At 60.5% G+C, this 20,353-nt stretch carries 17 protein-coding genes; 7 read left to right on the top strand and 10 right to left on the bottom strand.

The genetic code is table 11. The features are described from left to right. The first annotated feature begins 120 nt into the window (after positions 1–120). Positions 121–696 (top strand): GspH/FimT family protein, encoded by a 576-nt coding sequence (locus tag AOA62_RS17030; RefSeq protein WP_099549235.1) that lies wholly within the window; start codon positions 121–123, stop codon positions 694–696. On the opposite strand, the gene ispH is transcribed toward AOA62_RS17030, so the two are convergent. The 6 genes from ispH to murJ form a co-directional block, all read right to left on the bottom strand. Beyond that, the gene (ispH, locus tag AOA62_RS17025; RefSeq protein WP_017137605.1) at positions 650–1,597 is read right to left on the bottom strand and encodes a 4-hydroxy-3-methylbut-2-enyl diphosphate reductase; all 948 of its coding nucleotides are present in this window, start codon (positions 1,595–1,597) and stop codon (positions 650–652) included. The genes AOA62_RS17030 and ispH overlap by 47 nt on opposite strands. A gap of 183 nt (positions 1,598–1,780) precedes the next feature. After that, complete coding sequence (gene fkpB, locus AOA62_RS17020) at positions 1,781–2,218, bottom strand: FKBP-type peptidyl-prolyl cis-trans isomerase (protein ID WP_010213263.1); 438 nt, start codon at positions 2,216–2,218, stop codon at positions 1,781–1,783. 7 nt (positions 2,219–2,225) lie between these two features. After that, on the bottom strand, positions 2,226–2,738 hold the full coding sequence (gene lspA, locus AOA62_RS17015) for a signal peptidase II (RefSeq protein WP_017137607.1): 513 nt from the start codon (positions 2,736–2,738) through the stop codon (positions 2,226–2,228). Then, positions 2,731–5,562 carry an isoleucine--tRNA ligase gene (gene ileS, locus AOA62_RS17010; RefSeq protein ID WP_017137608.1) on the bottom strand — a complete coding sequence of 944 codons (2,832 nt, stop codon included), beginning with the start codon at positions 5,560–5,562 and terminating at the stop codon, positions 2,731–2,733. The genes lspA and ileS overlap by 8 nt, the downstream gene beginning before the upstream one ends. A gap of 14 nt (positions 5,563–5,576) precedes the next feature. After that, positions 5,577–6,515 carry a bifunctional riboflavin kinase/FAD synthetase gene (ribF, locus tag AOA62_RS17005; protein ID WP_016971190.1) on the bottom strand — a complete coding sequence of 313 codons (939 nt, stop codon included), beginning with the start codon at positions 6,513–6,515 and terminating at the stop codon, positions 5,577–5,579. A 119-nt stretch (positions 6,516–6,634) separates the two neighbouring features. Further along, positions 6,635–8,173: a murein biosynthesis integral membrane protein MurJ gene (murJ, locus tag AOA62_RS17000; protein ID WP_056859107.1), complete on the bottom strand. Its 1,539-nt coding sequence runs from the start codon at positions 8,171–8,173 to the stop codon at positions 6,635–6,637. Between the two features lie 253 nt (positions 8,174–8,426). Here murJ and rpsT point away from each other — a divergent pair, with 253 nt between their 5' ends. Further along, positions 8,427–8,705, top strand: a complete 279-nt coding sequence (gene rpsT, locus AOA62_RS16995; RefSeq protein ID WP_003171647.1) for a 30S ribosomal protein S20 — start codon at positions 8,427–8,429, stop codon at positions 8,703–8,705. 274 nt (positions 8,706–8,979) lie between these two features. Here the strand turns inward: rpsT and AOA62_RS16990 are convergent, their stop codons facing one another. After that, positions 8,980–9,465 (bottom strand): peptidylprolyl isomerase, encoded by a 486-nt coding sequence (locus tag AOA62_RS16990; RefSeq protein WP_003188398.1) that lies wholly within the window; start codon positions 9,463–9,465, stop codon positions 8,980–8,982. Here AOA62_RS16990 and AOA62_RS16985 point away from each other — a divergent pair. The 3 genes from AOA62_RS16985 (at position 9,446) to AOA62_RS16975 (ending at position 12,833) form a co-directional block, all read left to right on the top strand. Beyond that, positions 9,446–9,754, top strand: a complete 309-nt coding sequence (locus tag AOA62_RS16985; protein WP_225933027.1) for a DUF3565 domain-containing protein — start codon at positions 9,446–9,448, stop codon at positions 9,752–9,754. The two genes, AOA62_RS16990 and AOA62_RS16985, sit on opposite strands and share 20 nt — an antisense overlap. Positions 9,755–9,833: 79 nt before the next feature. Further along, positions 9,834–11,933, top strand: a complete 2,100-nt coding sequence (gene pta / locus AOA62_RS16980) for a phosphate acetyltransferase (protein WP_056859109.1) — start codon at positions 9,834–9,836, stop codon at positions 11,931–11,933. Further along, complete coding sequence (locus AOA62_RS16975) at positions 11,934–12,833, top strand: acyltransferase (protein WP_099549234.1); 900 nt, start codon at positions 11,934–11,936, stop codon at positions 12,831–12,833. A gap of 189 nt (positions 12,834–13,022) precedes the next feature. Here AOA62_RS16975 and cysN read toward each other — a convergent pair whose 3' ends face one another. From cysN to AOA62_RS16960, 3 genes are all read right to left on the bottom strand, one after another. Then, positions 13,023–14,921: a sulfate adenylyltransferase subunit CysN gene (cysN, locus tag AOA62_RS16970; RefSeq protein ID WP_017137613.1), complete on the bottom strand. Its 1,899-nt coding sequence runs from the start codon at positions 14,919–14,921 to the stop codon at positions 13,023–13,025. A 13-nt stretch (positions 14,922–14,934) separates the two neighbouring features. Further along, positions 14,935–15,852, bottom strand: coding sequence for a sulfate adenylyltransferase subunit CysD (gene cysD, locus AOA62_RS16965; protein ID WP_017137614.1), 918 nt, complete (start codon positions 15,850–15,852; stop codon positions 14,935–14,937). 270 nt (positions 15,853–16,122) lie between these two features. Next, the gene (locus tag AOA62_RS16960) at positions 16,123–16,881 is read right to left on the bottom strand and encodes a Nif3-like dinuclear metal center hexameric protein (protein ID WP_099549233.1); all 759 of its coding nucleotides are present in this window, start codon (positions 16,879–16,881) and stop codon (positions 16,123–16,125) included. A 102-nt stretch (positions 16,882–16,983) separates the two neighbouring features. Here AOA62_RS16960 and algW point away from each other — a divergent pair, with 102 nt between their 5' ends. Continuing rightward, complete coding sequence (gene algW / locus AOA62_RS16955) at positions 16,984–18,138, top strand: Do family serine endopeptidase AlgW (RefSeq protein WP_017137616.1); 1,155 nt, start codon at positions 16,984–16,986, stop codon at positions 18,136–18,138. A gap of 108 nt (positions 18,139–18,246) precedes the next feature. Further along, entirely contained in the window at positions 18,247–20,346 is a 2,100-nt protein-coding gene (locus AOA62_RS16950) for a TonB-dependent siderophore receptor (protein ID WP_099549232.1), read from the top strand. The last annotated feature ends 7 nt before the right edge of the window (positions 20,347–20,353 follow it).

Genomic DNA, 20,353 nt, shown 5'->3' with positions numbered 1-20,353 from the left:
CGCTGCTATCGGAACAAAGGGAAATACTTTGGACATAAAGGCCATCATTCAGCCCCGCCGCCGGGCGCTATACCTAGGTCTCCAAACCCATTTTTACCCTTGCCCATGGAGGGACAGACTATGCAACAACGCGGTTTCACCCTGATCGAACTTCTGTTCGGCCTGTTACTGGGCGGCATCCTGGTGACCGTGGCAGTGCCCGCCTTCAAGGGGTTGCTTGCGTCGCAGCAGCAACGCAGCGCGGCACAATCACTTGCCGAAGGCCTGCGGTTGGCGCGCACTGAGGCAATCACCCGCAATCGCGCAGTGATCATTCAGGCGCTGGAGAACGATTGGAGCCGAGGATGGCAAATCATCGTGGATACAAGCGGGCGCGGCGAGCCGGGTACCGACAACCCTATACTGCTGGAACGGCAGGGCAATGGGCGCGTGCTGATGGCGGGCAATGGGCCAGTCAAGAACCAGGTACGCTTCAGCGGGCTGGGTGAGCCGGTGTTTGCGGGAGGTGGCTTCCGCGCCGGTACGGTGCACATCTGCGGCACCGACCCGGTACAGAGCCTCTATCAAGTGGTGCTGGCGCCCAGCGGGCGCATCAGCCTGCGCAGTGAGGCCACCGAGCAGGCGCTGTGCGGCTCCGGCACCGTGGCACTCAGAGCAGCGAACGAACCCGCAGCTCTTTGGGCATGGAGAACGTGATGTTCTCTTCGCGACCGGCCAATTCATCCGCGCCGGTGGCGCCCCAGGCCTGCAGTTGCTGGATCACACCGCGCACCAGCACTTCTGGAGCGGAAGCCCCTGCGGTGATGCCAATACGCTCAACGCCGTCGAACCAACTGCGCTGCATGTCTTCAGCGCCATCGATCAGGTAGGCCGGCGTGGCCATGCGTTCAGCCAGTTCGCGCAAGCGGTTGGAGTTGGAGCTGTTGGGGCTGCCGACCACCAGAACCACATCGCATTCGTCGGCCAGTTGCTTGACCGCGTCCTGGCGGTTTTGCGTGGCGTAGCAGATGTCATCCTTGCGTGGGCCGCCAATTGCCGGGAAACGCGTGCGCAGGGCATCGATCACACGGCTGGTGTCGTCCATCGACAGGGTGGTTTGCGTCACGAAGGCCAGGCGATCAGGGTTTTGAACCTGCAACTCGGCCACGTCTTTTTCGTCTTCTACCAAGTAGATGGCGCCGCCATTACTGGCGTCGTACTGCCCCATGGTGCCTTCGACTTCCGGGTGACCGGCGTGGCCGATCAGGATGCATTCACGGCCGTCGCGGCTATAGCGCGCGACTTCGATATGCACCTTGGTCACCAGCGGGCAGGTGGCGTCAAACACCTTGAGGCCACGGCCCGCCGCTTCGGTACGTACTGCCTGGGACACGCCGTGGGCGCTGAAGATGACGATAACGTCGTCCGGCACCTGGTCGAGTTCTTCGACAAAGATAGCCCCGCGTGCGCGCAGGTCTTCAACCACGAATTTGTTGTGGACGACTTCATGGCGCACGTAAATCGGCGGCCCGAACACTTCCAGGGCGCGATTGACGATTTCGATCGCCCGGTCCACACCGGCGCAGAAGCCACGGGGGTTGGCGAGTTTGATTTGCATGCTGTGCCTCGTGTCTTGCAGGGCAAGAAATTGGATCAACTCAACTCTACAGGAGTGAGCCCCTGTGGGAGCCGGGCTTGCCCGCGATGCAGACGACCGGGTGTATCAGGTACACCGAGGTGATGCTATCGCAGGCAAGCCAGCTCCCACACAAGCCGGCCCCATAAGCGCCGGTTTCGTCAGTCAGAGCGCTTTAACGTCGATGATTTCAACGTCAAACGTCAAGGTTTTACCGGCCAACGGGTGGTTGAAGTCGATGGTCACTTGCGCGTCATCGAAGGTTTTAACCACGCCGGGCAGCTCGGTGTTCGCCGCATCGTTGAAGATCACCAACAGGCCTTCCGACAGGTCCATGTCCTGGAACTGCGAGCGCGGGATGATCTGCACGTTTTGCGGGTTGGGCTGGCCAAAGGCGTTTTCCGGCAGGATCTGCAAGGTGCGCTTGTCGCCGGCCTTGAAACCGAACAGTGCCGCTTCAAAGCCCGGCAGCAGGTTGCCATCACCGACTTTGAAGGTCGCCGGGGCTTTGTCGAACGTGCTGTCGACCGTGTCGCCATTCTCCAGGCGCAGTGCGAAATGCAAAGTGACTTCCGTGTTCTGGCCGATGCGTTGCTCAGCCAATACCTGATCAGTCATTGACGGTCTCTCCGGTTTTCTTGCTTTTGAACATGTCCAACGCCAGCATGATTGCACCGACGGTGATGGCGCTGTCGGCAAAGTTGAACGCAGGGAAGTACCAGCGGTTCTGCCAATGCACCAGAATAAAGTCGATCACATGGCCCAGGGCAATGCGGTCGTACAGGTTGCCCAGCGCGCCGCCCAGCACCAAGGCCAGGGCAATGGCGAGCCAGGTATCATCACGGCCCAGACGCTTGAGCCAGACCACCAGCACAGCGCTGACAACCACCGCGATCAAGGCAAACAGCCAGCGCTGCCAGCCGCCGCTGTCCGCCAGGAAGCTGAAGGCAGCACCGGTGTTGTAGGCCAGGGTCCAGCTGAAGTAGTCAGGAATGACCACAATCTGCTGGAACATCTGCAGGGAGCCTTCGAAATGAGCCTTGCTGACCTGATCAATGACCAGAACCAGCACGCTCAGCACGAGCAAACCCAGACGTCCGAAACGACTGGAAGCATTAGGCATAGTGGCGAACCTCGCCAGCACCGCTGATGTTGTCGACGCAACGACCGCAGATTTCCGGATGCTCCGGGTTCACGCCGACGTCTTCACGGCAGTGCCAGCAACGGGCGCACTTAGGAAAGGCCGACTTGACCACTTTGAGCTTGAGGCCCGGCACTTCGGTGGCCACTGCGTCCGCGGGTGCCTGGGCAAACGGTGCCAGGCTCGCGGTCGAGGTGATCAGTACGAAGCGCAGTTCGTTGCTCAGCTTGGCCAGGTCGGCGGTCAGGCCTTCCTCGGCAAACAGGGTGACTTCGGCTTGCAGGTTGCCACCGACGGCCTTGGCCGCGCGCTGAACTTCCAGCTCCTTGTTCACCGCAACCTTGACGGCCATCACGCCTTCCCAGTACTCGCGGCCCAGTTCGAAGTTGGCCGGCAATTCGGTCAGGCCTTCGTACCAGGTGTTGAGCATCACCGATTCGTTACGCTCGCCCGGCAGGTATTCCCACAGTTCGTCAGCGGTGAAGGCCAGGATCGGTGCGATCCAGCGCACCAGCGCTTCAGAGATGTGGTACAGCGCGGTCTGCGCCGAGCGGCGCGCCTTGCTGTTGGCGCCGGTGGTGTACTGGCGGTCCTTGATGATATCGAGGTAGAAACCACCCAGCTCCTGCACGCAGAAGTTGTGGATCTTGGAGTACACGTTCCAGAAACGGTATTCGCCGTAGTGTTCCTGCAACTCGCGCTGCAGCAACAGCGTACGGTCTACGGCCCAACGGTCCAGGGCGAGCATGTCCTCGGCCGGCAGGATGTCGGTGGCCGGGTTGAAACCGGTCAGGTTCGACAGCAGGAAGCGTGCGGTATTACGGATACGGCGGTAGGCATCGGCGCTACGGGCCAGGATCTGGTCCGACACGGCGATTTCGCCCGAGTAATCGGTCGAGGCGACCCACAGACGCATGATGTCGGCGCCCAAGGTGTCGTTGATCTTTTTCGGCTCGATCACGTTTTTCAGCGACTTGGACATCTTGCGGCCCGTCTCGTCGACGGTGAAGCCGTGGGTCAGCAGTTCGCGGTACGGCGCGTGGTTGTCGATGGCGCAGCCGGTCAGCAACGACGAGTGGAACCAGCCACGGTGTTGGTCCGAGCCTTCCAGGTACAGGTCGGCACGCGGGCCGGTGGCGTGACCCATCGGGTGCGAACCGCGCAGCACGTGCCAGTGGGTGGTACCCGAGTCGAACCACACGTCGAGGGTGTCGCTGATCTTGTCGTACAGCGGCGCTTCGTCGCCCAGCAGTTCGGCGGCGTCCAGCTTGAACCAGGCTTCGATGCCTTCCTGCTCAACGCGCAGCGCCACTGCTTCCATCAGTTCAACGGTACGTGGGTGCAGCTCGCCGCTTTCCTTGTTCAGGAAGAACGGAATCGGCACGCCCCAGTTGCGCTGACGGGAGATGCACCAGTCCGGGCGGTTGGCGATCATCGAGTGCAGGCGCGCCTGGCCCCAGGCCGGGACGAACTTGGTGTCTTCGATGGCTTTGAGCGAGCGCACACGCAGGGTGTCGCCGCTGGTCGGCTCTTTGTCCATGCCGATAAACCACTGCGCGGTAGCGCGGTAGATCAGCGGGGTCTTGTGACGCCAGCAGTGCATGTAGCTGTGCTTGATGGTTTCGGTGTGCAGCAGCGAACCGACTTCACGCAGTTTGTCGATGATCGGCTCGTTGGCCTTGAAGATGAACTGGCCGCCAAAGAACTCCAGCGACGGCGCGTACACGCCATTGCTCTGCACCGGGTTGAGGATGTCATCGTTGACCATGCCGTAGGCTTTGCAGGTCACAAAGTCATCAACGCCGTAGGCCGGCGCGGAGTGAACCACACCAGTACCCGAACCCAGCTCCACGTAGTCAGCCAGGTACACCGGCGACAGACGGTCATAGAACGGGTGACGGAAATTGATCAGTTCCAGCGCAGTGCCGGTGGTGGTGGCGATGACCGAACCTTGCAGCTCGTAGCGCGCCAGGCAGGCTTCGACCATTTCTTCGGCCAGCACCAGCAGGCGATCACCGACGTCCACCAGGGCGTAGGTGAATTCCGGGTGCACGTTCAGCGCCTGGTTGGCCGGGATGGTCCACGGGGTGGTGGTCCAGATCACGATGGCTGCAGGCTTTGGCAGGCTGGATAGGCCAAAGGCTTGGGCCAGCTTGTCGTCGTCGGCGATCGGGAAGGCCACGTCGATGGTCGAGGACTTCTTGTCTTCGTACTCGACTTCCGCTTCAGCCAGGGCCGAACCGCAGTCGAAGCACCAGTTCACGGGCTTGAGGCCCTTGAACACGAAACCGCCTTTAACGATTTCAGCCAAGGCACGGATTTCACCGGCCTCGTTCTTGAAGTTCATGGTCTTGTACGGGTTGTCCCACTCGCCCAGCACGCCCAGGCGGATGAATTCGGACTTCTGCCCTTCGATCTGCTCGGTGGCGTAGGCACGGCACAGTTCGCGGGTTTTATCCGCGCCCAGGTTCTTGCCGTAGGTCACTTCGACTTTGTGTTCGATCGGCAGGCCGTGGCAGTCCCAGCCCGGAACATAAGGCGCGTCGAAGCCCGACAGGGTTTTCGAACGCAGGATCATGTCCTTGAGAATTTTGTTCAGCGCATGACCGATGTGAATCGTGCCGTTGGCATAAGGAGGGCCGTCGTGCAGGACGAACTTCGGACGATCCTTGCCAATTTCGCGCAACTTTCCGTACAGGCCAATACTGTCCCAGCGCTGCAGGATCTGCGGTTCGCGCTGTGGCAGGCCGGCCTTCATTGGGAAGGCGGTGTCCGGAAGGTTTAGCGTGGCTTTATAGTCGGTCATTTAAGGCTCTTCGGTTAGCGATGGGCGCTAGGTGCGGCTAGTGCACGGGCGGCGGCGACATCCGCATTGATCGCCGTTTTCAACGCCTCAAGGGAGGCGAAACGCTGCTCTTCACGCAGCTTCTGGTGGAAAACCACCGTTAAACGCCGGTCATACAAATCACCGGCAAAATCCAAAAGGTGAACTTCCAGGTGGGCCTTGCCATCACCTGCAACCGTGGGCCTGACGCCTATGTTGGCGACTCCCGGCCACGATTGGCCGTCGATGTCGACACTTACCAGGTAAACCCCGGTGAGTGGCACACGACGACGCTTGAGCTGCACGTTGGCGGTTGGCGTGCCCAGTTGGCGCGCCAGCTTCTGGCCGTGCAATACCCGCCCGGCAATGCGGAACGGGCGACCGAGCAAACGCTCGGCCAAGGCGAAGTCGGCAGCCGCCAGTGCGTTACGCACCTGGGTACTGCTCACGCGCAGGCCGTCCAGTTCGACGGTTTGCGCGGCTTCGACGGTAAAACCTTGATTCACACCAGCGTGTTGCAGGAAGTCGAAATCGCCGACGCGGTCGCAGCCGAAACGGAAGTCGTCGCCGACCTCCAGGTGCTGCACGCCCAGGCCATCTACCAGGATACGGTCAACGAACTCGGCGGCGCTGAGGCTTTGCAAACGCTGATTGAAGGCCAGGCACAGCACACGGTCCACGCCCTCTTCAGCCAGCAGTTGCAGCTTGTCGCGCAGGCGGGCCAAGCGCGCCGGAGCCGTCTCGGGGGTAAAGTATTCCCGCGGCTGTGGCTCAAAAATCACCACGCAGCTGGGCACGCCCAACTCGACCGCACGTTCACGCAGCCGGCCCAGGATAGCCTGGTGGCCACGGTGAACACCGTCAAAGTTGCCAATAGTGGCGACGCAGCCCCGATGCTCGGGGCGCAGGTTGTGGAGACCTCGAACCAGCTGCATAACGCGCTTCTTGCTCATAAAGTGGTCGATTATAACCACACCCGGCCCCGGACGACAGGCAACAGCGCAGGCCAAATGGATCGAATCGATAAAACAACCGTTTTATCACGGCAAAGTCTCTAGCCAAGCGACTTTCGATTGAAATCACGCAGACGGAAGCCTTGCAACAGCAACATCCCGAAGTACACCACCACACCTGCCACGACCAGAACACCCAGGCGCATGAAGCGTTCAAGCATATGGCCTTGATCCCAGGCGGGCATGAAGTGCATCAGGCCCAACAACACCGCCGACATCATCGCCACCGCCACCAGCAGCTTGAGGGCAAACAGGCCCCAGCCCGGCTGCGGCTGATACATCTGCTGCTTGCGCAGTTGATAAAACAGCAGGCCCGCGTTGATGCAGGCACCCGCGCTGATGGCCAGGGCCAGGCCGGCATGGGCCAACGGGCCGATAAACACCAGGTTGAGCAGTTGCGTGACGATCAGTGTGAAGATTGCGATCTTGACCGGCGTGCGGATGTTTTGCTGGGCGTAGAAGCCCGGCGCCAGCACTTTGATCACGATAATGCCGAGCAGACCGACGGAGTAGGCGACCAGTGCGCGCTGGGTCATTGACGCGTCAAACGCGCTGAACTGGCCGTATTGGAACAGCGACACGGTCAACGGCTCAGCCAGAATGCCCAGGGCCAGGGAACACGGCAACACCAGCATAAAGCACAGGCGCAGGCCCCAGTCGAGGATGCGCGAATACTCCTGGCGGTCCTTGCTGGCATAGGTGCGCGACAGCGTCGGCAGCAAGATTGTGCCCAAGGCTACACCCAGTACGCCGGACGGCAACTCCATCAAGCGATCGGCGTAGTACATCCAGGAGACCGAACCGGACACCAGCAAGGATGCGAACGCAGTGTTGATGATCAGGGAAATCTGGCTCACCGACACGCCCAGGATCGCCGGCAGCATATTGCGCATCACGCGCCATACGCCGGTGTCCTTGAGGTTCAGGCGCGGCAGCACCAGCATGCCGATTTTTTTCAGGTGCGGCAGTTGGTACAGCAGCTGCGCCAGGCCGCCGGCCAGTACCGCCCAGCCCAGGGCCATAACCGGCGGGTCGAAGTACGGCGTCAGGAACAGCGCGAAAATAATCATGCTGACGTTCAGCAATGTCGGCACGAAGGCCGGTACCGAGAAACGGTTCCAGGTATTGAGGATCGCCCCGGCCAGGGAAGACAGCGAAATCAGCAATATATAAGGAAAGGTCACCCGCAACAGGTCAGTGGTCAGCGCGAATTTTTCCGGGGTATTGGCAAAACCGGGGGCCGTGGCCCAGATCACCCAGGGCGCGGCAAGCATGCCGACGAGGGTTACCAGCATCAGTACCAGGGTCAGCAAGCCCGAGACATAGGCAATAAAGGTACGGGTCGCCTCTTCACCCTGCTGGGTTTTGTATTCGGCCAGGATCGGCACGAACGCCTGGGAGAATGCGCCCTCGGCGAAGATCCGCCGCAACAGGTTGGGCAGTTTAAAGGCAATAAAGAACGCATCCGTGGCCATGCTGGCGCCGAAAATGCGCGCCAGCAGGGTGTCACGCACAAACCCTAAAACCCGGGAGATCATCGTGATAGAGCTGACGGCAGCCAACGATTTGAGCAGATTCATTGAAAGAGTTTGCGCCTTTAGATAAAGAGCAGGCGAACAAAGCGCCCACTTATGCGATACTGCGCGCCTGCAACAGCACAGAGCCAAAGCTCGCGAGTTTACAGGTCAAGCGCCGGAAATAAATCACCCGCCTCTTCAGATCGACCACTCAGCAGTTCGCATCAGCCGCCCTTGACAACCCATCAAGTCATCGGCATGATTCGCGGCCTATTTTGTTTGCTATTTCCTAAAAAGTCTTTCGAGGAGCTCGACGGTGGCCAACACACCTTCCGCCAAAAAACGTGCAAAACAGGCTGAGAAGCGTCGCAGCCACAACGCCAGCCTGCGTTCCATGGTTCGTACCTACATCAAGAATGTAGTTAAAGCCATCGACACCAAAGACGCTGAAAAAGCTCAAGCTGCTTACGTTCTGGCTGTGCCTGTTATCGACCGTATGGCCGATAAAGGCATCATCCACAAGAACAAAGCCGCTCGTCATAAAAGCCGCCTGAATGGCCACATCAAGGCTCTGAACGTCGCTGCAGCAGCCTAAGTGGTAACAACTGCCACGTAACTCAGGTTACGTAACAGTTAAGAAATGCCCCGAACCGAAAGGTCCGGGGCATTTTTGTTTGTGCGCGATAAGATCAAAAATGTGGGAGCGGGCTTGCCCGCGATTGCGGTGGGTCAGTGATGTATAAGGCGGCTGACAGGCCCTCATCGCGGGCAAGCCCGCTCCCACACTTGAACTGCAGTGTATTTTCGGGCGCAAAAAAAACGCCCCGAACCAGTCGGGGCGTTTTTGCTACCTATTGATCAAACCACAATCAATGGTGATGACCGCCTTCACCGTGGACGTGGCCGTGGGCCACTTCTTCCTGGGAGGCGTCGCGGATAGCAACGATCTTCACTTGGAAGTTCAGGCGCTGACCAGCCAGAGGGTGGTTGCCGTCGACAGTCACGTCGTCGCCGTCCAGATCGCGGATGGTGACGATCTGCATCTGGCCGTCCGGAGCGGATGCGTGGAACTGCATGCCCACTTCCAGCTCATCAACGCCTTCGAACATGCTGCGGCTCAGGGTGCTGACCAGTTCGGCGGAGTATTCGCCGTAAGCATCTTCAGGTTCTACGGCGACAGTCAGTTCGTCACCGACGTTCTTGCCTTCCAGAGCCTTCTCCAGGCCCGGGATGATGTTACCTGCACCTTGCAGGTAGACCAGCGGCGCGCCGCCGGCGGAGCTGTCGATGACCTCACCAGCGTCGTTGGTCAGGGTATAGTCGATGGAGACAGCCTTGTTAGCGGCGATCGTCATGGGGCGAGACCTTTTGCATAAGAATGAAGAACGGACAAGTCTAAACAAGGATTTGCCCGAAAGCGAACAGAACCCGGACAGACGGAACCGATCAACGGCATCCTTCATCATCGGTTTCCATCAGGATGAGGACAACCATTGGGTGGCCGAGCTGTCTTGCGGCCACACCCAGCACCTGCGCCACCAGCCGCCATGGCAGTCGCGCGCCTGGGTACTCGATACCGCGCAACGTCTTGAAAAAATAGGCCAACCCTTTACGTGCGGCTGGTGTGCGCAAGCGCCTGAATAACGATAACCTTGGTGCCTGATTCCCGGTAGGCGCTCAGCCATAGAGCGCCACCGAAGCCATGCACCTCCAGAGAATTCGCATGCAGACTTTTTTTATCGCGCCCACCGATTTTGGTGTGGGTCTGACCTCCATCAGCCTTGGGCTGGTGCGCACCCTTGAGCGGGCCGGGCTGAAAGTCGGCTTCTTCAAACCGATTGCCCAGCCACATCCGGGTGACACCGGCCCCGAGCGCTCCACCGAACTGGTCGCGCGCACCCACGGCCTTAAGCCACCACAACCCTTGGGCCTGGCCCATGTGGAACGCATGCTCGGCGACGGCCAGCTCGACGAGCTGCTCGAAGAAATCATCACCCTGTACCAGCAAGCCGCCGTGGGCAAAGACGTGCTGATCGTCGAAGGCATGGTGCCGACCCGCAGCGCCAGCTATGCGGCGCGGGTCAACCTGCACCTGGCCAAGAGCCTCGACGCGGAAGTGATCCTGGTGTCGGCGCCGGAAAACGAAGTGCTCACCGAGCTATCGGGCCGCGTGGAATTGCAGGCCCAACTGTTCGGCGGCCCCAAAGACCCGAAAGTGCTGGGCGTGATCCTCAACAAGGTGCGCACCGACGAAAGCATGGAAGCCTTCTCGGCGCGCCTCAAGGAGCACTCGCCCCTGTTGCGTAGCGGCGATTTCCGCCTGCTCGGGTGCATCCCTTACCAGCCCGAACTCAACGCCCCGCGCACCCGCGACGTGGCCGACCTGATGGGCGCACAGATCCTCAACGCCGGCGACTACGAAACCCGGCGCATGACCAAGATCATCATTTGCGCGCGCACCATGCGTAACACCGTGGAGCTGCTAAAGCCGGGCGTGCTGGTGGTAACGCCGGGCGACCGTGACGACATCATCCTGGCCGTCAGCCTCGCCGCGATCAACGGCGTCCCCTTGGCCGGCCTGTTGCTGACCAGCGACACCCTGCCCGACCCGCGCATCATGGACCTGTGCCGTGGCGCCTTCCAGGCCGGGCTGCCAGTCCTTTCCGTGAGCACTGGCTCCTACGACACGGCCAACCAGCTCAACAGCCTGAACAAAGAAATCCCGATTGATGACCGCGAGCGCGCGGAGATCATCACCGATTTCGTCGCCAGCCACCTCGATGCACGCTGGCTGCACCAACGCTGCGGCACGCCACGGGAAATGCGCCTGTCGCCCGCGGTGTTCCGCTATCAGTTGATCCAGCGCGCCCAGGCCGCCAACAAACGCATCGTGTTGCCCGAGGGCAGCGAGCCGTTGACCGTGCAGGCCGCCGCCATCTGCCAGGCCCGGGGCATTGCGCGCTGCGTGCTGCTGGCCAAACCTGCCGACGTGGAAGCCGTCGCCCGCGCCCACGGCATCGAATTGCCCGAAGGCCTGGAGATTCTCGACCCGGACCTGATTCGCCAGCGCTATGTCGAGCCAATGGTCGCACTGCGCAAGAGCAAGAGCCTCAACGCGCCGATGGCCGAGCAACAATTGGAAGATACGGTGGTGATCGCCACCATGATGCTCGCGCTGGATGAAGTGGACGGCCTGGTTTCCGGGGTTATTCACTCCACCGCCAACACCATCCGCCCTGCCCTGCAGCTGATTAAAACGGCGCCGGGCTGCACCTTGGTGTCGTCGGTGTTCTTTATGCTGTTCCCCGAGCAGGTGCTGGTGTACGGCGACTGCGTGATGAATCCGCACCCAAGCGCCGTGGAACTGGCGGAAATCGCCCTGCAAAGTGCCGACTCCGCCGCTGCCTTCGGCATTACGCCACGGGTGGCGATGATCAGCTATTCCAGCGGTGATTCGGCCAGCGGCGAAGAAGTGGAGAAAGTCCGCGAAGCCACCTTGCTCGCCCACGAACAGCAAAGCTCGCTGCTGATCGATGGGCCATTGCAATACGACGCCGCCGCCAATGAAACCGTCGCCCGGCAGTTGGCGCCCAACAGCCAGGTCGCCGGTAAAGCCACGGTGTTCGTGTTCCCGGACCTGAACACCGGCAACACCACGCACAAGGCCGTGCAGCGCAGCGCCGACTGCGTAAGCCTGGGCCCCATGCTGCAAGGCTTGCGCAAACCGGTGAACGACCTGCCGCGCGGTGCACAAGTGGACGACATCGTGTACACCATCGCCCTGACGGCGATTCAAGCCGCCAACCGACCTATGGATATCTAAATGCTGGATTTTCTACCTGCCGCCGTACGCGGGGTAATCGCGTCCTTGTTGTTGGCGCTGAACACGATCCTGCTGTGTTCGTTCCTGTTTGTTGTCGCGCTGTTCAAGGCGCTGCCATTTGCCAAACGCTTCAGCGAATGGCTGATGAACCACACCCACGAAGCCTGGGTGACCAACAACAAGGGCTGGATGAACCTGGTGCGACGCACACGCTGGCACCTGACTGGCCTTGAAGGCCTGGACTACCAGCACTCGTATCTGGTGACCAGTAACCACCAGAGCTGGGTCGACATCATGGTGCTGCAATACGTGCTCAATCGCCGGATTCGGCCGCTGAAGTTTTTCCTCAAGCAGGAACTGATCTGGGTGCCGGTGATTGGCCTGGCATGGTGGGCGCTGGGCTTCCCGTTTATGAAGCGCTACACCAAGGCTTACCTGGAGAAGCACCCGGAGAAGAAAGGCAAAGACCTGGAAACCACGCGCAAGACCTGCGCGAAGTTTCGCGACAACCCGGTGGGTATTTTCAACTTTGCCGAAGGCACGCGGTTTACGCCGGGCAAGCACGCACAGCAGAAATCGCCGTTCCGTTACCTGCTCAAGCCCAAGGCCGGTGGCATTGCGTTTGTGCTGGATGCCATGGGCGAGCAGCTCAAGTCATTGGTGAACGTGACCATCCACTACCCGGCCGGGCGTCCAGGGTATTGGGATTTGTTGTGCGGGAATGTGAAAGACGTGGTGGTGCGCTTTGAGGAAGTGCAGATTCCAGCCGGGTTTATCGGCAAGAATTATGAGCAGGATGGGGAATATCGGTTGGCGTTCCAGGGGTGGATCAACCGGTTGTGGGAAGACAAGGATGCGCTGCTGGATAAGCTTCACACAGAATACCCAGGCCGCCACTGACCGACCTGTGAATGCAATCTAATGTGGGAGCTGGCTTGCCTGCGATAGCTGAGTGTCAGTTGATGGGTATGTTGCTGACCCACCGCTATCGCAGGCAAGCCAGCTCCCACAGTGACCGCGCCAGACCTTGAGAAAGTAAAAAGCCCGCCACCGAATGATCGGTGGCGGGCTTTTTTGTGGCGGCGAGGTTTAGATCGCGCCGCGCTGGCGCAACAGCTCCAGCACTTGCTTGACGCTGTCTTCCAGCGACGTGGCCTGGGTGTCGATCACCAAGTCGGCATTCAGCGGCACGTCGTACGGGAAGGACTCGCCTGGGATGTTGTCCCCGCCCGCCGCGTACAGGCCTTGCGGATCACGCTCGGCGCACACCAGCGGCGAGGCCTGCACGTAGACGGTGAGCAAGCGGTCGCTGCCGATTAACGCCTTGGCCTGTTCACGGCCTTCGGCATCCGGGGCAACAAACGCGGCCAGGGTCAGCAGGCCGGCTTCGTTGAACTGACGCGCCACGTGAGCAGCACGGCGCCAGTTTTCGGTACGCCCGACGCGGTCCTGCGGCAAGCCCTTGTTCAAGTCGCGGCGCAGGTTCTGGCCATCCAGTACGAATACCGCACGGCCCATGTCAAACAGCTTGCGCTCAACCGCGTAGGCCAAGGTGCTTTTGCCGGCGCCGGACAGGCCGCTGAACAACACGGTAGCCGGTTGCTGGCCGAAGCGTTGGGCGCGCTCTTCGGTGGCTACATGAGCAAGGCGGCCGTGTTGCGCAGCGCCACCATGGCCCACCGGCGGCGCAATAATCATGCCCGCAGCCACAGTACCGTTGGTCAAACGGTCGATGACGATAAACGCACCGGTGGTGCGGTTGCTGTCATAGCCATCCAACGCAATGGCGGCGTCGAGGCTGACCTTGACCCGGCCAATCTCGTTCAGTTGCAGCGAACTTGCCGGGCCTTCGGCCAGGGTGTTCACGTCCACGCGGTGCACGATGCTGGTGATCGAACCCGGCACGTAGCTGGTGGCGCGCTTGATGTCATATTTCTTGCCCGGCAGCATCGGCTCTTCGGCCATCCAGACCAGCATGGCGTCGAAAGCATCGGTGACTTGCGGCACGTTGTCGGCATGCACCAACAGGTCGCCACGGGAGATGTCGATCTCGTCTTCCATGGTCAGGGTCACGGCCTGGCCTGGGCCTGCGTGCTCCAGCTCACCCTCGAAGGTGACGATGGATTTGACGCGGCTGCTCTTGCCCGACGGCAGCACCACGACTTCATCGCCCTTGTGCACGATGCCGCTGGCGAGGGTGCCGGCGAAACCACGGAAGTTCAGGTTCGGACGGTTGACGTACTGCACCGGGAAACGCAGGTCGGTGTAGTTGCGGTCGTTGGCGATCTCGACGGTTTCGAGGATCTCCATCAGCGACTGGCCGGTGTACCAGGGCGAGCGCTCGCTCTTGTTCACCACGTTGTCGCCCTTGAGCGCCGACATCGGTACAAACGCCATGGTGCTCGGCTTGAACGCAATGCCCTCGGCAAACTTCAGGTAATCGGCCTTGATCGACTCGAACACGCTTTGGTCAAAGCCATTGATGTCCATCTTGTTGACGGCAATCACGATGTGCTTGATGCCCAGTAACGAGGCGATATAGCTGTGGCGGCGGGTCTGGGTCTGCACGCCGTAGCGGGCGTCGATCAGAATGATCGCCAGGTCACAGGTGGACGCACCGGTGGCCATGTTGCGGGTGTACTGCTCATGGCCAGGGGTATCGGCGATGATGAATTTGCGCTTGGCGGTGGAGAAGTAGCGGTAGGCAACATCAATGGTGATGCCCTGTTCACGCTCGGCCTGCAGGCCGTCAACCAGCAAGGCCAGGTCGATATCATCGCCCGTGGTGCCGGATTTTTTTGAATCACGGGTGATGGCTTCCAGGTGATCTTCGTAGATCATCTTGGAGTCGTGCAGCAGGCGCCCGATCAGGGTGCTCTTGCCGTCGTCGACGTTGCCGCAGGTCAGGAAGCGCAACATCTCTTTGCGCTCGTGCTGGCCCAGGTAGGCGAGGATGTCCTCGCTGATCAAATCAGATTGATGCGACATTGGTGACAGCCCCTTAGAAATAACCCTGACGTTTTTTATCTTCCATCGAGCCTGCGCCATCGTGATCGATGACCCGGCCCTGGCGCTCGGAAGTTCGCGTCAGGAGCATTTCCTGAATGATGTCCGTCAGCGTCTCGGCTTCGGACTCCACCGCGCCCGTCAACGGGTAGCAGCCAAGGGTACGGAAACGTACTTTCTTTTTGACGATTCGGGCTTTGTCTTCGTCGGACAAGTGCTCGAGGATGCGGTCGTCGTCGATCATGATCAACGTGCCGTTCTTCTCGATCACGTCGCGCTCGGCGGCGAAGTACAGCGGCACAATCGGGATGCCTTCGAGGTAGATGTACTGCCAGATGTCCAGCTCGGTCCAGTTGGACAGCGGGAACACACGGATCGACTCGCCTTTGTTGACGTTGCCGTTGTAGACGTTCCACAGCTCCGGGCGCTGGTTCTTCGGGTCCCAGCGGTGTTTGCTGTCACGGAACGAGTACACACGCTCTTTGGCGCGGGACTTCTCTTCATCGCGACGGGCACCGCCGAAGGCTGCGTCGAAACCATGCTTGTCCAAGGCCTGCTTGAGGCCTTCGGTCTTCATGATGTCGGTGTGCTTGGCGCTGCCGTGGGTGAACGGGTTGATGCCCTGCGCCACACCATCAGGGTTGACGTGGGTGATCAGGTCCAGGCCCAGTTCTTCGACCATTTTGTCGCGGAACTTGTACATCTCCTGGAATTTCCAGCGGGTGTCGACGTGCATCACCGGGAACGGCAATTTGCCCGGGAAGAAGGCCTTGCGCGCCAGATGCAGCATCACGGCGGAGTCTTTACCGATCGAGTAGAGCATCACCGGGTTGTCGAACTCGGCGGCGACCTCGCGGATGATGTGGATGCTTTCCGCCTCCAGCTGTTTCAGATGCGTCAGTTTGTCGACCATGGCTACTCACGGAAAAACGATCTTATGGACGGCCAGCGGGCCGTGTTCGAGCGGGGCATGCTAGCACAGCACCTTCTTCTATTCAGGGAGCCAGCTAGATCGAAACGGTATATGAATATGCCCCTCAGTTTGGCTTGTGGGAGCTGGCTTGTGGGAGCTGGCTTGTGTGGGAGCTGGCTTGCCTGCGATACAGGCACTTCGGTCATTCAGGCAAACCGAGGTGATGCAATCGCAGGCAAGCCAGCTCCCACATTTGAGCCTTGGTGTTCTTTAGATTGGGTTGGGGCAATCGATGAACAGATGTTCCAGCGCGAAACGCCGTGCCAGATAGTCACCCAGTGCCTGCACGCCATAACGCTCAGTAGCGTGATGGCCCGCAGCAATAAAGCTGATGTCGTTTTCCCGCGCGCTGTGGAATGTTTGTTCGGACGCTTCGCCGCTCAGATACAAGTCAACGCCTGCGGCAATAGCATCATCAATGTAGCCTTGGCCGCCGCCCGTGCACCAACCCACCCGGCGGATCATCTCGCTGCCTTCGATCAGCATTGGCTCGCGGCCCATTACATCCTGCACGCGTCGGGCAAAATCACGCGGCGACAAGGGTTCGGCCAGGGAGCCGACCAGGCCGACGATTTTCGGGTTGCTGGGGTCCAGCGGGCCTTCGACGGTGATGTCCAGCTGACGGGCGAGTTGCACGTTGTTGCCCACTTCCGGGTGCAGGTCCAGCGGCAGGTGGTAGGCCAGCAGGCTGATGTCGTGCTTGAGCAGGGTTTTCAGGCGGCGTTGCTTCATGCCGGTGATGCACGGGTTTTCGCCCTTCCAGAAATAACCATGGTGCACCAGCACCAGGTCGGCCTGGGCTTCGACGGCGGCGTCCAGCAACGCTTGGCTGGCCGTGACGCCGCTGACAATGCGCATCACCTGCGGGCGCCCCTCGACCTGCAAGCCATTGGGGCAATAATCGGCAATTTTTGCGCTGCCAAGGTAGCGGTCCGCTTCCTCGACCAGGGTGCTAAGGGGGACAGCCATAAAAGACTCCTAAATATCCCGTTCCGAGGCGCTCGCAGCCTCGTATAATGCGCGACATTATGGGCGCTATCCCGCCCCCTGCAACCTGTCAGGACTTACTTGATGCTCAAGGCACTGCGTTTTTTTGGATGGCCATTGTTGGCTGGCGTGCTGATCGCGATGCTGATTATTCAGCGTTATCCCCAATGGGTGGGCTTACCCAGCCTTGATGTGAACCTGCAACAGGCCCCACAAAGCAGCTCGGTGGTGCAAGGCCCGGTCACCTACGCCGACGCGGTGGTCATCGCCGCGCCTGCAGTGGTCAACCTGTACACCACCAAGGTCATCAATAAACCGGCGCATCCGTTGTTTGAAGACCCGCAGTTTCGCCGCTATTTCGGCGACAACGGGCCCAAGCAGCGCCGGATGGAATCCAGCCTCGGTTCCGGGGTGATCATGAGCCCGGAAGGTTACATCCTCACCAACAACCACGTGACCACCGGCGCCGACCAGATTGTGGTGGCCCTGCGCGACGGCCGTGAAACCCTGGCCCGCGTGGTCGGCAGCGACCCGGAAACCGACCTTGCGGTGCTGAAGATCGACCTCAAGAGCCTGCCCTCGATCACCATCGGCCGCTCCGAAGGGCTGCGCGTCGGTGATGTCGCACTGGCCATCGGCAACCCGTTCGGCGTCGGCCAGACCGTGACCATGGGCATCATCAGCGCCACCGGGCGTAACCAGTTGGGGCTCAACAGCTACGAAGACTTTATCCAGACTGACGCGGCGATCAATCCGGGGAACTCTGGCGGCGCATTGGTGGATGCCAATGGCAACCTGACCGGTATCAACACGGCGATTTTCTCCAAGTCCGGCGGTTCCCAGGGCATCGGCTTTGCGATCCCGGTGAAGCTGGCAATGGAAGTGATGAAGTCGATCATCGAGCACGGCCAGGTAATCCGTGGCTGGCTGGGCATCGAAGTACAGCCGTTGACCAAGGAACTGGCCGAGTCGTTCGGCTTGACCGGGCGCCCGGGCATCGTGGTGGCCGGTATCTTCCGCGACGGCCCGGCGCAGAAAGCCGGCCTGCAATTGGGCGATGTGATCCTGAGCATCGACGGGGAACCGGCCGGTGATGGCCGCAAGTCGATGAACCAGGTGGCGCGGATCAAGCCGACCGATAAGGTGTCGATCCTGGTAATGCGCAACGGCAAAGAGATCAAGCTGTCGGCAGAGATCGGCCTGCGCCCGCCACCCGCCCCGGTGAAAGAAGAGGAATAACGGCTACGGGAGCCCGTTCGCGGGCTCCTGTTACCGAATATTTCAAAAGAAATTCATTCTCAATGGTCATGTTATATTGTTTCAATATCGCTATTGGAACGCTCTATCATGCCGTCTCAAAGATTCGCCCCCGTGGCTGGCCTGGCCTTGGGTTTGCTGCTGGACCCCGCCTACGCCGATGACAACACTGTCGAACTGGACACCATCAGCGTCACCTCCGACGCCTATGAATCCGCCACCGGCCCCGTCAAAGGCTACCGCGCCACCCGTTCCGCCAGCGCGACCAAAACTGACACCGATCTGCGCGACATCCCACAATCAATCAGCGTGATTCCTGCCACGGTGCTCAAGGACCTGGGCAGCACCAGCGTGGAACGTGCTCTGGAGTTTGCCGGCGGCGTGTCCAAGCAAAACAACTTCGGCGGCCTGACGCTTTACGAGTACAGCGTGCGCGGCTTCACCACGTCGGAGTTCTACCAGGACGGTTTCAGCGCCAACCGTGGCTACCCGAGCACCCCGGACGCGGCCAACATCGAGCGCATTGAAGTGCTCAAAGGCCCCGCAGCCAGCCTGTACGGCCGTGGCGATCCCGGCGGCACCGTGAACATTGTCACCAAGAAGCCGCAGCCCGAAGCCTTTACCACCGTGCAAACCAGTGCCGGCAGCTGGGACCGCTATCGCACCGCACTGGATGTGAACACGCCGCTGGACAGCGAAGGCCGCGTGCTGTCGCGGGTCAACCTGGCCGTGGAAGACAACCACAGCTTCCGCGATCACGTCGACGCCCAGCGCGTGTTCGTCGCGCCATCATTCAGTTGGCAGTTGGACCCCGACACCAGCCTTCTCGTAGAAAGCGAGTTCGTGCGCCACAGCTCCACCTTCGACCGGGGCATCGTCGCCAACCATGGCATGTCCCGCTCGACCTTCCTCGGCGAACCCAACGACGGCAATATCCGCAACCACAACAATCGCATCCAGGCCGCGTTGGAACATCACCTTAATGACGCCTGGAAACTGCGCCTGGCCAGCCACTACAAACAGGGCAGCCTGTGGGGTGACGCCTCGGAAAGTCGTGCGCTGAATGCCAACGGCCATACCGTTAACCGCCGCCTGCGCGAACGCTCCACCGGTTGGCACGACAGCATCACCCAGCTGGAACTGCGCGGCCAGTTCGACATCGGCAGTTGGCAGCACGAACTGTTGATCGGCGGCGAATACGAGGACTACCGCAAGAAGGAACGCGTGTCGGCGGTTGCCGGCAGCCTCTACCCCATCGACATCTATAACCCGATCTACGGCCAGACCAAACCCAACGGCGCACGCACCGGCACCGACGTCTTCGAACAGACGAAAAGCCAGGCGCTGAACCTGCAAGACCAGATCATCTTCACCGACCGCCTGCGCGGCATGCTCGGTGCGCGCTTCGAGCATGTCGAACAACGCACCGACGACTTCACCCGCAACCACGCCAAGAGCCGGCATACCCACGACGCCCTGACTCAACGCGCCGGTCTGCTCTATCAGCTAACGCCGCAAGTCGGGGTGTTCGCCAACGCGTCAACCTCGTTCAAACCCAACAACGGTGTGGATGCCGGCGGCAAATCCTTCAAGCCCGAAGAAGGCGTGGGCTATGAAGTGGGGATCAAGAGCGAGCTGTTCGACGACCGTTTGAGCACCACGCTCGCCGCCTTCCATATCGAAAAAGAAAATGTTCTGACCCAGGACCCGGCCACCCTCAACAACAGCCGCGCCATAGGCAAGGCGCGCAGCCAGGGCTTTGACCTGCAACTGAGCGGGCAAGTGACGGACGCGGTACGCGTGATCGGCGCCTTTGCCTATATCGACGCCGAAGTGACCAAGGGCGACAAATCCATCCCCACCGGCAGCCGGATTCTGGGCGTAGCCAAGCGCAGCGGCAGTCTGCTGGGTGTGTATGAATTCCAGAATGGCGCGCTGCGCGGCTCGGACCTGGGCGCGGCGTTCACCTACGTCGGTGATCGCTCCGGCGAGGCCGGCAGCCAGTTCGAACTGCCCGCCTACCACACCGTCGACCTGCTGGCGCATTACAAAGCCAGCGATAGCGTCACGGTGGGCCTGAACCTCAACAACCTATTCGACGAAAAGTACTACGAGCGCTCCTACAGCAATTACTGGGTCACTCCCGGCGAGCCGCGCAACTTCACCGTCAGCCTGACCCTTAACCTGTAAAAGGATG

This window comes from Pseudomonas sp. 2995-3, from assembly GCF_002742565.1.
GTDB classification, from domain to species: domain Bacteria; phylum Pseudomonadota; class Gammaproteobacteria; order Pseudomonadales; family Pseudomonadaceae; genus Aquipseudomonas; species Aquipseudomonas edaphica.
This window is presented reverse-complemented; position numbering and strand designations above follow the sequence as displayed.